This is a genomic window from Delftia sp. UME58 (genome assembly GCF_014170385.1).
GTDB lineage: Bacteria > Pseudomonadota > Gammaproteobacteria > Burkholderiales > Burkholderiaceae_C > Comamonas > Comamonas acidovorans.
This window is the reverse complement of record NZ_LZZV01000020.1, coordinates 163630-176460: the sequence shown is the minus strand read 5'-3', so window position 1 is coordinate 176460 and position 12831 is coordinate 163630. Positions and strand designations below refer to the sequence as shown.

Genomic DNA, 12831 nt, shown 5'->3' with positions numbered 1-12831 from the left:
GTGTTGACCCACGTCAATCGTCCCGAAGAATGCGCTCACCCTCTTGCTCCACACTCTCAAACTGCCCGCGATACACGGCCCACCACAGGGCCGCAAGGATGGCCAGCACCAGCACCACCGACAGCGGGATCAGCAAATACAAAATATCCATGCTCAGTTCCCCGTGGCGCTGATGCGCCACGCCTTGCCCCCAGAACGGGCGCGATCCAGCTCGGTGACACCGAGCAAGAGCCGCCTCGCGGCGAAGGTGTCGTTCCCCTCCCGCGAAGCGAGAGAGGGGGAAGCGGCGCAGCCGCTCAGGGGGTGTATTTCCATCAGAACCTCCCCACCGTTGCGGTGGAGCCCGTCTTTATCGCGACGGACGCTGCGGGCGCAGCAGGCGTGCCCGTATGTTTCGTTGCGGCCAGTGGCAGGCTGCGCGCAAGGCGCGCGGCATTCATCACCACCAGCAGCGAACTCAGCGCCATTCCCAGGCCGGCCACCCAGGCAGGCATGAAGCCCGCCAGGGCCAGCGGAATCGACACCGCGTTGTAAGCGGCTGCCCAGGCCATGTTCTGGCGCACCACCTGCAGTGTGCGGCGCGACAACAGGCATGCCTGGAGTACCAGTTCCAGGCTGTCACCCAGAACAACGAAATCTGCGCGCGATTGTGCCAGGGGCACTGCTCTACCAAACGCAAAAGAGACATGCGCTCCAGCTAAAACTGGGCCGTCGTTGAGGCCGTCGCCCACCATGGCCACGTGGTGGCCGGCCGCCTGCGCCTGCTGCAGGCGCTCCAGCTTGTCCTGCGGGCTGCAGCCGCCTTCGGCCTGGGTGATGCCCACGCGCGCCGCCATGGCGCGGGCCGCGTCCTCGCGGTCGCCGGACAGCAGCATCACCTGTACGCCATGCCGGTGCAGCGCCTGCACCACGGCGGCAGCCTCGGGCCGCACGTCCTCGCTGAGCACGAAGCGGGCCAGGGTGTGCCAGCCCTGCGAGGTCTCCTCGGCCAGCAGCACGCCCTGCACGGGCTGCTCCCCGGCCAGGCCTGCGTGCAGGGCCGAGCCCAGCCGCAGATGGCGGCGCACGCCGGCGCGCTGCACCCAGGCGTCCAGGCCCAGGCCGGCCATTTCCTGCATGGTGTCCAGCTTCCAGTCGGTGGCGGCATCGGCGCCGGCCTGCGCAATGGCGCGCGAGGCCGGGTGGATGGACTGGCGCGCCAGCAGCGCCGCCAGTGCCAGCACTTCGTCGGCATCTTCGCCCCCAGCAGGCTCGAAGGAAGACAGGGCCAGGCCATCGCGCGTGAGCGTGCCGGTCTTGTCGAACACCAGGGTGTCCACGGCGGCCAGCGCCTCCAGGCCCTGCAGGTTGCGCACCAGCACGCCGCTGCGCGCCAGCGTGCCGGCGGCAGTGAGCATGGCCACGGGCGTGGCCAGCGACAGCGCGCAGGGGCAGGTGACGATGAGCACGGCCACCGCCACCATCATGGCCTTGCCGGGATCGGTGGGCCACCACCAGATGGCGGCGCCCAGCGCGGCCAGCAGCACCACGACCAGGAAGGGCCGCGCCACCTTGTCGGCCAGCTGGGCCAGGCGCGGCTTTTGCAGCGAGGCGCTTTCCATCAGGCCCACGATCTGGGCGAAGCGCGTATCGGCGCCCACGCCATCCACGCGCACATCGACCACGGCATCCAGGTTGTAGCTGCCGGCCGTGACGGTATCGCCCTCGGCACGCAGCACGGGCGTGGACTCGCCGGTGAGCAGGGCCTCGTCGGCATGGGTGCGGCCGCGCACGATGGTGCCGTCGGCAGGGAAGGCCTCGCCACTGAGCACGCGCACCCGGTCGCCCGCCCGCAGGCGGCGCGTGGCCACGCGCTCGAAATGGCCGGCCGCATTCTCGCGCAGCACGGCATCGGGCAGGCGGTTCATCACCGCTTCCAGCGCGCCGGCCGTGCGGTCGCGCAGGCGCAGCTCCAGCCAGCGGCCGGACAGCAGGAAGAAGACGAACATGGTCAGCGAGTCGTAGAAGACTTCCTCGCCGAAGGGACCCGAAGGATCGAAGGTGCCCAGCGAACTGATCACGAAGGTGATCAGCATGCCCAGGGCCACGGGCAGGTCCATGCTCACGCGGCGCTGGCGTATGTCGCGCAGCGCGCTGGAGAAGAACGGTCCGCAGCAAAACAGCACCACAGGCAGCGAGATGACCCAGGAGGCCCAGCGCAGCAGCGTCTCCATCTCCTGCGACAGGTCGCCGGGGCGGGCCACGTAGGCGGGCCACGCATACATCATGACCTGCATCATGCAAAAGCCGGCCACCAGCCAGCGCCACAGCGCACGTCGGCTCTCGGCCTGGCGGCGCTCGCGCGCAAAGGCATCGCGTGCGGGAAGCGCCTGGTAGCCGGCACGCCGCACGGCCTCCATCCACTCGGAGGGAAGCACCTGTGCATGGCGCCAGGTGACACGGGCGCGGCGCGTGGCAGCACTGACTTCGGCCTTCTCCACTCCAGGCACGGCACGCAGAGCATCCTCGATGGTCAGGGCGCATGCGGCACAGTGCATGCCTTCCAGAACGACGTGCGAATCCCAGGCGGGGAAGTCGGTAGGTTCCTTGGAAGGATCGGCGGGAGTTGCGGAGCCCGCAGGCCGTCCGAACGAACTCCACTCCTGCGGATCATCCAGCAGCCGGGCCGTGGCCTGCGGCAAGGGCGAGGGGCCTGAATCAAGCGCCGCCACCGCCGCCTCGCTGGATGGGGCTATCGTGGTGTGGGGCATGGTTCTTAGCGTAATTGGGCCGCATGATAAGCGTATTGACATTAATCAACCGTTAACTCATGGTTGGGTCTATGCTGACTTCATCCCATCCATCAGCACACACGAAAGGAGCACGCATGTACAACCGCATCCTGATCGCCACCGACGGTTCCGAGCTTTCCGACAAGGCCGTGGACAGCGGGCTGGGCCTTGCCGCGCTGTGCGGCGCCAGCGTCGTCGTCGTCCAGGTGGTGCAACACTATCCGCGCAGCTACTTCGAGGGTGGCGAGACCGTGGACCTCAAGCAGATCGAGCGCATCGAAGGCCAGTGGACCGCCAATGCGCAGACCGTGCTGGACGCCATCCATGCCAAGGGGCAGGCTCTGAAGGTCAACGTGACCACCGAGATCGTCAAGTCCGACCTCGTGGCGGAAAGCGTGATCGACGCGGCCAAGCGCCGCGACTGCGATCTCATCGTCATGGCCTCGCATGGCCGCAAGGGCCTGCAGCGCCTGCTGCTGGGCAGCGAGACGCAGCATGTGCTCACGCACACCCATATCCCCGTGCTGGTCCTGCGTTGAAGGGTAGCGGCAGCGTCGGCGGCCGCCACACAAAAAAAGGCATCGGCGGCGCCGATGCCTTTTGCTTTTTCAATCGGGGAAATGCGCGTAACGCGCCTTGGCGACTCAGGCGAACAGCTGCTTGTGCTCGTCTCGCAGCAGGTTCTTCTGCACCTTGCCCATGGTGTTGCGGGGCAGCTCCTGCACCACGAAGCAGCGCTTGGGAATCTTGAAGTTGGCCAGCTGGCCCTTGAGCGCATCGACCACCGCCTGGGGCTCCAGCGCGGCACCGGGACGCGGCACGACCACGGCCACGCCCACTTCGCCGAAGTCCGGGTGCGGCACGCCGACCAGGGCGCTTTCGGCCACGCCGGGCAGCTCGTTGATGAAGCCTTCGATCTCGGCCGGATAAACGTTGTAGCCGCCCGAGATGATCAGGTCCTTGCTGCGGCCGACGATGCTCACATAGCCGCGCTCGTCGAGCCTGCCCACGTCGCCCGTGCGGAACCAGCCATCGGCCGTGAACTCCTCGGCCGTCTTCTCGGGCATGCGCCAGTAGCCCTTGAACACATTGGGGCCACGCACCTGGATATTGCCGATCTCGCCCACGGGCACCGGCTGGCCCGCGTCATCCACGATGCGCACGCCCACGCCGGGCAGCGCAAAGCCCACGGTGCCGGCGCGGCGCTCGGACTGGCCGCCGTTGTGCGCGTCGGCGCGGCAGGGATTGGAGGTCAGCATGATGGTCTCGCTCATGCCGTAGCGCTCCAGGATGACGTGGCCGGTGCGCTCCTGCCAGTCGCGGTGCGTCTCCACCAGCATGGGGGCCGAGCCCGAGATGAACAGCCGCATGTGGGCCGCCGCCTCGCGCGTGAGCCGCGCGTCCGCCAGCATGCGCACGTAGAGCGTGGGCACGCCCATGAAGACGGTGGCGTCGCGCATGCGCGAGATCACCGTGCCGGGCTCGAACCTGGCCAGCCAGATCATGGGGCTGCCATTGATCAGCGCGCCGTGGATGGCCACGAACAGGCCGTGCACATGGAAGATGGGCAGCGCGTGGATCAGCACATCCCCCTCCTGCCAGCCCCAGTAGTCCTTGAGCGTCTCGGCGTTGGACAGCATGTTGCCGTGCGTGAGCATCGCCCCCTTGCTGCGGCCCGTGGTGCCGCTGGTGTAGAGGATGGCGGCCAGGTCGTCCTCGCCGCGCTCCACCACCTCATGCTCGTCGCCATGGTGGGCGGCGCGCTCCAGCAGCGTGCCGCTGCGGTCGTCGCCCAGGGTGTAGACATGGGCCACGCCCGAGGTGAAGGCGATCTTGGAGACCCAGCCGAAATTGCCCGGCGCGCAGACCACGACGGCAGGCTCGGCATTGCCCACGAAGTATTCGATCTCGGCGCTCTGGTAGGCCGTGTTCAGCGGCAGGAACACATGGCCGCTGCGCAGCGTGGCCAGATAGAGCATCAGCGCCTCGACCGACTTTTCCACCTGCACGGCGATGCGGCTGGCGGGCGGCAGTTGCAGCGACTGCAGCAGGTTGGCCATGCGCGCGCTGCCACGGTCCAGGTCGGCCCAGCTGTAGAACAGGCTGGCGCCGTCCGCGCCTATGGCCTCTACGGCCCACTTGTGCAGATCCTGGGGAAAGGCGGCGCGCAAGGCAGCGAACAGATTGCGGTTGGTCATGGCTGTGAAGAAGAAGGAAGAGTCCGCGGGAAGCTGGGAAATCTCAGGCATGTTCATGGTGGGGCGAAGGCTGCGCCACGGACAGCTCGCGCAGGATGCGCTCGCGGTCCGCGTCCAGCGCGGGCGGCTGCCTGCGCACCAGGGGCTGATCGCACGCGGCCAGCAAGGGGTTGCCCGCCACGCGCAGCGTCTGGCCACCGGGGGCCTGCACCTGGGCCAGCATGCCGCGCTCGCGCACCTGGGGGTGCTCGACGACATCGGCCACGCTGTTGTACTCCCCCGCCGGGATGCCATTATCAGTGAGCAGGCGCAGCCAATGCGCCCTGGGACTGTCCCGCAGGCGCGCCTCCAGCGCGGCCTTGAGTTCGGCCTGGTGCTCGCAGCGCAGGGCATTGCCGGCAAAGCGCGCGTCCTCGGCCAGTTCGGGCAATTGCAGCAGACCGCAGAGCTTGCGGAACAGCGCATCGCTGCCCACGGCGATGACGAACCAGCCGTCCTGCGCCGCGAACACATCGAAGGGCGCCATGGAGGGATGCCGAGTGCCGATCGGCCCCGGCACGCTGCCCAGCGCGCCCAAGCGGGCCACGGGGTTCTCCAGCAGGGCCACCTGGCAGTCGAGCATGGAGACATCGACACGTTCGCCCTGCCCCGTGCGGGCGCGGCGCATGAGGGCGGCCTGCGTGCCGATGACGGCATACAGCCCCGCGCCCAGGTCGCCGATGGACACGCCCACGCGGCAGGGCCCGGCGTCCGGGTGGCCGGTCACGCTCATCATGCCGCTCATGGCCTGCACCACCATGTCGTAGGCCGGAAAGCCGCTGTAGGGGCCGGTCTGGCCAAAGCCCGAGACCGAGGTCATCACCAGCCGGGGATGGCGTGCGTGCAGGGCCTCCCAGCCGTAGCCGAGCTTGTCCATGGTGCCGGGGCGGAAGTTCTCGACCAGCACATCGGCGCCGCTCAGCAGGCGCTCGAAGACCTCGCGGTCCTGCGGCTGCTTGAGGTCCAGCGCAATGGATTCCTTGTTGCGGTTCACCGACAGGAAATAGGCCGAGCTCCCGTTCACAAACGGTCCGATGCCGCGCGCATCATCGCCCGTGCCGGGCTGCTCCACCTTGATCACGCGCGCGCCCAGGTCGGCCAGCATCTGCGTGCACATGGGGCCGGCCAGCACGCGCGTGAGGTCGATGACGGTAAGGCCTTCCAGCGGCAGGCCCGTGGCTTGTTCATTCATGGTTTGATCATTCATATTCACTGCAATCCCGCGCCGGAACGCTGGGTCAAGGCCTTGGACTCCTGCCCTTCCTTCAAGGCCCAGGTACGGAATTCCTCAAGGGATGCCGAGGGTGCGGCCAGATTGCCCTGCTTGGCCAGCCTGGCCTTCACATCGGGGTCTTCCAGGGCCTTGGTGCTGGCATCGAACAGCTTCCTGGCCACCTCCTCGGGCAGGCCCGCCGGCGCGAACAGGCCGAACCAGAAGGTGTAGTCGAAGCCCGGCACGCCGGACTCCTTCATGCCCGGCAGCTCGGGGAACAGCGGCGAACGTTCGGCCGTGCTCACGGCCAGCATGCGCAGCTTGCCGGCCTGGGCCAGCGGCAGCACCGAGGGCGGCGTGCCGAAGGTCAGGTCCACATCGCCGGCGGCCACGGCCTGTATCGATGGCGCACCGCCCTTGAACGGCACATGCAGCATGCGCAGGCCGCCGCTGGCGCCCGCGAACGACAGCGTGGCCAGGTGCGTGATCACGCCTGCGCCCGAGGAGGAATAGCTGAGCTTGTCGGGCTGGCTGCGCGCCAGCGCCACCAGATCGCCCACGCCCTGTCCCGGAAAATCCTTGCGCACGGCCAGCAGCATGGGGGCCGAACTCCAGCGCGTGATGCCCGTGAAGTTGCGCGCGCCGTCATAGCGCGCGCTCTTGTAGAGCAACTGGTCCGAGCCATAGATATTGGCGCTGCCCAGCAGCAGCGTGTAGCCGTCGGGCGCTGCACGCGCCACATGCTCGGAGGCCAGCGTGGTGCCGGCGCCCGGGCGGTTGTCCACCAGCAGGGGCTGGCCCAGGAGCTTGCCGACCTTGTCGGCCACGATGCGCGCCACCGCATCGGCGCCGCCGCCGGGAGGAAATCCCACGACCAGCGTGACGGGCCGGGCGGGATAGGACTGGGCCATCGTGCCACCGGCCAATCCGGCCAGCAGCAACGACAGTGCAAAACGCTTGAACATGGCTTGTCTCCTGTTTATTGATACCCCCTGAGTCGCTGCGCGCCTTCCCCCAAAGGGGGACGACACCCTCGGTGCGGGAGCGGCCCTTCCTCGGTGTCCCCGAGTTGGGCCGCGCCGGTTCCGTGGGCTGTGGGCGGTAGGCAGCACCACGGGCAATCTGCGTGTATGCGGGAGGATGCGGTTCAGCGCCCCTTGAACTCCGGGCTGCGTTTCTCGCGCCAGGCCCGGCCGCCTTCCTGCAGGTCTTCGGAGGCGATGCTGCGCTGCACCTCGCGCGTGATCTCGGCCACGTCATGGCGGCCACGCGCGATCAGGTTCAGGTGCTTTTTCATGCCGAACAAAGGGATGGGCGCCATGGCCGCCAGCGTGTCCGTGAGCTGAGCCACGGCGGCATCGAAGGCGGCAGGATCGGCCAGATGGGTGAGGAATCCGCAGGCCTTCATCTCCGGGGCCTGGATGCGCTCGCAGGTCAGGAACAGCCGCTTGGCCGTGTCCAGGCCCAGGCGCGAGACATAGCGCTCCAGCCCGCCCGCGTAGAAATGCAGGCCCAGGCGCGCGGCCGGCATGAACATTTCGGCCGCCGTGCTGCCCACGCGAAAGTCGCAGGCCAGGGCCATGTCGGTGGCACCGCCGTAGACGCCGCCGTGGATGGCGGCCACGGTCACGGCGCGGCATTGTTCGATGGCGTCCACCATCTCGCCGAAGCTGCTGCCCTCGGTCTGGCTTCCCTGGATCTCTGATATATCATATCCGCTGCAAAAGTACCGGCCCTCGCTGCGCAGCACCACCACGCGCACATCATCGCGGTGGTTGATATGCTCCACGTGCGCGACCAGCGTGCCCAGGTCTTCCGGGGCCAGCTTGTTGGCCGCTTCGGGGCGCTGCAGCGTGATGGTGGCCAGGTGATCCTGGATGTCGAGTCTGGGCGTCATATGTATCAGTCAGTCAATCAGATATATTTGAATTAGAAAATGTTTCCAGCCAAGCAGCCATTGGAGAAAACCCCGGCCACCTCCAGCCTGCAGGAGCGTATACGGCAATCGCTGGAAGACGAGCTGCGCTCGGGCGCCATGCGGCCCGGCGACGCCATCGACGAACCGGCCCTGTGCGAGCGCTTCGGCGCCTCGCGCACCCCCGTGCGCGAGGCGCTGCTGCTGCTGGTGGCCAAGGGGCTGGTGGAGATCGTTCCGCGCTCGGGCATCTATGTGCGGCGGCTGGATGCGCGCGAGCTGGTGGCCATGATGGAAGGCCTGGCCGAGCTGGAAGGCGTGCTGGCCCGACTGGCTGCCACGCGCATCCATGCGCAGCTGCGCGAGCGGCTGCAGGCGGCGCTGGCACACACCGCCGCCTGCGCCCAGGCGCAGGATGCCGAAGGCTATGTGCAGGCCAACATGCAGTTGCACGAACTGATATACGAGGCCAGCGGCAACGACTTCATCGTGGAACAGACCCGGCTGCTGCGGCTGCGCATCACGCCCTACCGGGGCCGCATGTTCGAGAAGCCCGGCCGGCTGGCGCGCTCGCAGCAGGAGCACGCCACCGTGGTGGCCGCCATCTGCGCAGGCCAGGCGGAGGTGGCCGCCGAGGCCATGCGCCAGCACATCTGCGCAGGCGGCAGCGCCTTCACCGACATGGTGCTGGGCGCGCCCGCGCAGGCGGGCTACGAACGCCCGCGCAAGCCAAGGTAGCCCGAAGAGGGCTCAGGGCCGCACTTCGAAGGCCAGGAACTGCGTGACCTGGTTGTCCGCGAAGTTGTTGTCGGCCACCAGCACCAGGGTGCGGTTGCCGTTGGCCAGGCGCGGCCCCCAGGAGATGCCTTCGATGTTGTCGAGCTTGACGCCCTGGTAGGTCACGGGCATTTCCAGCAGCAGCTCGCGCCTCATGGGCTTGTAGCTGGCGCCCACCAGGCTCTTGAAGCTGCGCACATCGGTGGTGTCCGGCTCGATGGTGGCGCGCGTCAGGCGGATGGTGTTGCCCACGCCATCGGCAAAGGCGCGCTCGATGGCAATGAACTCTTGGTTGGAGACCGCCAGCAGCTCGGGCAGGCCGTTGTCCGGCGGAAAGCTGCCGCTGGCGGCCTTGTCCAGCGGAATCTTGGGCAGTTGGTAGGCGTACTGCGCGCCGGACTTGCCCGTGGCCGGATCGAGCTTGAGGACACGGACCACGCTGCCCGCAGCCAGCGTGGTGAGGGGGCCGTCTTCCACCAGCGCATCCTCGTTGGCCGTGAACACGCTGCCATCGGGCGTGACACCCAGGGCCTCGAACAGCTTGTTGTTGCGCCCGCCGCTGGTGGTGTTGTCCACGTAGTTGAAGGCCGCAGGCGTCTCGAAGTCGCGCACGAAGCTGCCGTCGACCTTGATCTCGCGCACAAAGGGCTGGAACAGGCTGGCGGGGTCGGTGCTGAAGTTGCCCTCGCTGGACACGTAGAGGTTGCCGTTGGGCGCCACGCGGATGCCCTCGGGGTCCACGGTGCGGCGTGTGCCGGGCAGGGGCTGGCCGTCGCGGCCCTTGAGCGTGACCATCTTGCGGATGGTCACGGCCTGGATGGCCTTGTCGTCGAACTCAATGCCCAGGTTGTAGAAGCGCGGCGTGCCACGCTCGCCGCCGCGCTCATCGGAGATGGCCCAGTAGCTGCCATCGGGCGCGCGGTCCAGGCCGGAGATGCCGCCGAACTCCACGCCGTCGAACAGTGTCTTGGTCTTGATGCTGTAGTCGCCGATCAGCCGCAGCGAGCCGATGGTCTCGGGGCCGTCGTCGCTGCCGCCGCAGCCTGCCAGGCCCGTGGCCGTGCCGAAAGCCAGGACCAGCGCGAGCAGCACGGATGCGGGCGAGCGGACCTTGTCTGCCTTGTTCATATTCCCTCCCAGGATGGATCTCAGAAGGGATGGACCGTAGCCAAGGCCCGTGACAGGGTGGTGACATGCGCGCGCATGCCGCCGCCCTGCCCTAACCTGACCGGCCCTGGCCGGCACCCCCGTCCGCTACTCCAGCTTGGCGCCCGAGGCCTTGACCACCTGCGCCCAGCGTGCGATCTCGCCATGCACCATGGCCGCGAACTGCTGCTGGTTCATGCCGCCGTAGTCGGCGCCGTTGCGTGCCCAGGTGGACTTGATGTCCTCGGCCGTGCCTATGCGCTGTACCTGGTCGATGACCTGGGCCTGCACGGCCTGCGGCGTGCCCTTGGGCGCCCACAGGCCGTACCAGGTGGTGACCGTGTAGTCGGGCAGGCCGGACTCGGCCGCGCAGGGCACGTCGGGGAAGGCGGGGTTGCGCTTGTCGCCCGAGACCATCAGCGCGCGGATGCGCCCGCTCTTGATGTGCTGGGCCGACGAGCCCAGGCCGTCGAACATCATGTCCACATTGCCGGCGATCAGGTCCTGCAGCGCCGGGCCTGCTCCCCGATAGGGAATGTGGGTGATGAAGGTATTGGTCTGCAGCTTGAACAGCTCGCCGGCCAGGTGGTGCGAGGTGCCCGCGCCCGCCGATGCGTAGTTGAGCTTGCCCGGCCGCTTGCGCAGGTCGGACAGCAACTCCTGCACGGTCTTGTGCGGCACGTTGCGCGGGTTGACCACCAGCACCTGGGGCACGCTGGCCAGCAGGGCCAGCGCGATGAAGTCGCGCTCCAGGTCATAGTCCAGGCGCGGGTACATGGACGGCGCAATCACATGGTGGGTGCCGCCCATGAAGAAGTTGTAGCCGTCCGGCGCCAGCTTGGCCGCGTAGCTGGCACCCAGGGTGCCGCCTGCGCCGCCACGGTTGTCGATCACCAGGGTCTTGCCCGCGCTCTTGGCGAACTGGGCCGAGAACGGCCGGGCAAAGGCATCGGTGCCCCCGCCTGCCGGAAACGGCACGACCAGGTTCACGGGTTTGGACGGCCAGTCCGCCGCGCGGGCTGCCATGGGCAGGGCCAGCGCCGCCATCGAGGCCCCGGCCGCGCGCAACACCGCGCGCCGCCCCGTGGGATGGGAAGCTTGCATGACTTGTCTCCTTGTCGCCTCTTTGAGGCTGTCTTCGTTGTCAGGCGCAGCAGTCCCCGTGCAAGAAAAGAGGCACGGCCTGCGCCGTGCCTCTTTTCATTTGCACAAGGCTTCGATGTCCGAGGACACCGGTATGCGGCCCTGCGCCAGCAGGCCGCGATGCTTGTCCAGGCGCTTGAGGTCGTAGAGGTAGTTGACCATCAGCCCCAGCGACTGCTTGAGTCCCTTGGCCGACAGGTCGGCCGCCCAGTTGAGCCGCTCCACGCGCGCGCCGTTGCCCAGGTGAAAACGCGCCACCGGGTCCAGCGGCCGGCCCTTGGCCGTCTCGCGTCCCAGGTAGTGGGCAGCGCAAAACAGCAGGGCGCGGCGCACGGGCGCATCGGGCTTGAGATCCTGCGGCGCATCCAGCGCCGCCAGCAGGTGCTCGGCCCCCATGCCCCCGGCCTTGAGCTCGAAGGCCTTGCGCTGGCGCTCGTCCATCTTCTCCAGGATGGCGTCGCCGTGCTTGGAGATCCAGGCACGCAGGCCGGGAATGGGAGACAGCGTGGCGAAATGGCGCAGCCGGGGGAATTCGCCCGTCAGCGTCTCCACCACATGCTTGATCAGCGAGTCGCCAAAGCTCACGCCGCGCAGTCCGGTCTGGGTATTGCTGATGGAGTAGAAGATGGCCGTGGTGGCACGGCCCAGGTCGGCGGCCGCGGCCGTCTCGTCCAGCAGCGGGGCGATGCTGTCGGACATCCGGTCCACCAGCGCCACCTCCACGAAGATCAGCGGCACGGTGGGCATGCGCGGGTGGAAGAAGCCGTAGCAGCGGCGGTCGCTGTCCAGGCGGTTCTTGAGGTCGGCCCAGCTGCGGATGTCGTGCACGGCCTCGTACTGGATGAGCTTTTCGATCAGCGAGGCCGGCGAGTCCCAGCTCAGGCGGCGCAGCTCCAGCAGGGCCACGTCGAACCAGGTGGCAAACAGATGCTCCAGCTCGGCGTCCAGCGCGGAAAAGCGCTGCTGCTCCGCCTTGGGCAGGGCCAGCAGTTCGGCGCGCAGGTCCACCAGAAAGCCCATGCCGCCCTGGGGCTGGGCAAAGCGCTGCAGCAGCCGCGTGCGCGGCGACATCAGCGCGCGGCGCAGGTCCATCTCGGCCTGGCCGCGCTCGGCATCGCTGGCCGCCGTGTCATAGCGCTTGCGCGCGGCCATCAGGGCTTCGGTATCGGGGCCGAACTGCTCGACGATCAGTGCCCAGAAATCCTTGTGCGCGGGCAGCTCGGCCTGGGCGTACCAGTCCATGAGCAGTTGCGCATGACGGCCGCCCTCGACATCGCTCAGGCCGGCGTCGGCGGCAGCCTGCAGGTCTTCCATGAGCTTGCGCAGCTCGCGCGGGGACAGCACTTCCTGGCCGCGCCGCAGGGTGGCCTGCAGGCGCTGGGCCGTGCCGCGCGGCGCGGGGCCCTTGGCTGCCTCGCCCTCGGACTTTGTTGCAGGCACAGCCGCATCGGTGCTGCGAAAGCGGGACACATTGCGGGCAATCCAGTCGGTAGCCAGACCCATTCAGAAGTTCCTCCATGTCAAGCGGTCACGGGACTGTCATGCCGTCAGTCGGGCCAATGACAATCTTTTGCTGCTCACATTATGAGAGCCTGCGCGGCAGCCCGTGTACGCCGATGTCGCGTTCTT

General features: G+C 68.0%; 11 protein-coding genes. 2 read left to right on the top strand and 9 right to left on the bottom strand.

Annotated features, from left to right (window positions below; translation table 11 throughout):
• Positions 1–13: 13 nt before the first annotated feature.
• Together ccoS and A9976_RS08105 are read right to left on the bottom strand one after the other, a co-directional pair.
• Complete coding sequence (ccoS, locus tag A9976_RS08110) at positions 14–151, bottom strand: cbb3-type cytochrome oxidase assembly protein CcoS (protein WP_013803228.1); 138 nt, start codon at positions 149–151, stop codon at positions 14–16.
• A gap of 163 nt (positions 152–314) precedes the next feature.
• A complete protein-coding gene (locus A9976_RS08105) occupies positions 315–2750 on the bottom strand; it encodes a cation-translocating P-type ATPase (protein WP_183018568.1) in 2436 nt (811 codons plus the stop codon).
• A gap of 116 nt (positions 2751–2866) precedes the next feature.
• Between A9976_RS08105 and A9976_RS08100 the strand changes: the two genes are divergently transcribed.
• Complete coding sequence (locus A9976_RS08100; RefSeq protein ID WP_183018567.1) at positions 2867–3310, top strand: universal stress protein; 444 nt, start codon at positions 2867–2869, stop codon at positions 3308–3310.
• Between the two features lie 105 nt (positions 3311–3415).
• On the opposite strand, the gene A9976_RS08095 is transcribed toward A9976_RS08100, so the two are convergent.
• From A9976_RS08095 to A9976_RS08080, 4 genes are all read right to left on the bottom strand, one after another.
• Positions 3416–4969, bottom strand: a complete 1554-nt coding sequence (locus tag A9976_RS08095; protein WP_183018702.1) for a malonyl-CoA synthase — start codon at positions 4967–4969, stop codon at positions 3416–3418.
• Positions 4970–5012: 43 nt separating this feature from the next.
• Entirely contained in the window at positions 5013–6200 is a 1188-nt protein-coding gene (locus tag A9976_RS08090; protein WP_183018566.1) for a CaiB/BaiF CoA-transferase family protein, read from the bottom strand.
• 17 nt (positions 6201–6217) lie between these two features.
• Positions 6218–7186 (bottom strand): tripartite tricarboxylate transporter substrate binding protein, encoded by a 969-nt coding sequence (locus tag A9976_RS08085; RefSeq protein ID WP_183018565.1) that lies wholly within the window; start codon positions 7184–7186, stop codon positions 6218–6220.
• A 182-nt stretch (positions 7187–7368) separates the two neighbouring features.
• Complete coding sequence (locus A9976_RS08080; protein ID WP_183018564.1) at positions 7369–8118, bottom strand: enoyl-CoA hydratase/isomerase family protein; 750 nt, start codon at positions 8116–8118, stop codon at positions 7369–7371.
• Positions 8119–8157: 39 nt separating this feature from the next.
• On the opposite strand from A9976_RS08080, the gene A9976_RS08075 reads away from it, so the two are divergent.
• Positions 8158–8874, top strand: a complete 717-nt coding sequence (locus tag A9976_RS08075; RefSeq protein WP_183018563.1) for a GntR family transcriptional regulator — start codon at positions 8158–8160, stop codon at positions 8872–8874.
• A gap of 12 nt (positions 8875–8886) precedes the next feature.
• Here A9976_RS08075 and A9976_RS08070 read toward each other — a convergent pair whose 3' ends face one another.
• The 3 genes from A9976_RS08070 to A9976_RS08060 form a co-directional block, all read right to left on the bottom strand.
• Complete coding sequence (locus A9976_RS08070; RefSeq protein WP_183018562.1) at positions 8887–10041, bottom strand: esterase-like activity of phytase family protein; 1155 nt, start codon at positions 10039–10041, stop codon at positions 8887–8889.
• Between the two features lie 126 nt (positions 10042–10167).
• The gene (locus A9976_RS08065; protein ID WP_183018561.1) at positions 10168–11163 is read right to left on the bottom strand and encodes a tripartite tricarboxylate transporter substrate binding protein; all 996 of its coding nucleotides are present in this window, start codon (positions 11161–11163) and stop codon (positions 10168–10170) included.
• Positions 11164–11259: 96 nt separating this feature from the next.
• On the bottom strand, positions 11260–12705 hold the full coding sequence (locus A9976_RS08060) for a malonyl-CoA decarboxylase (protein ID WP_183018560.1): 1446 nt from the start codon (positions 12703–12705) through the stop codon (positions 11260–11262).
• Between the last annotated feature and the right edge of the window lie 126 nt (positions 12706–12831).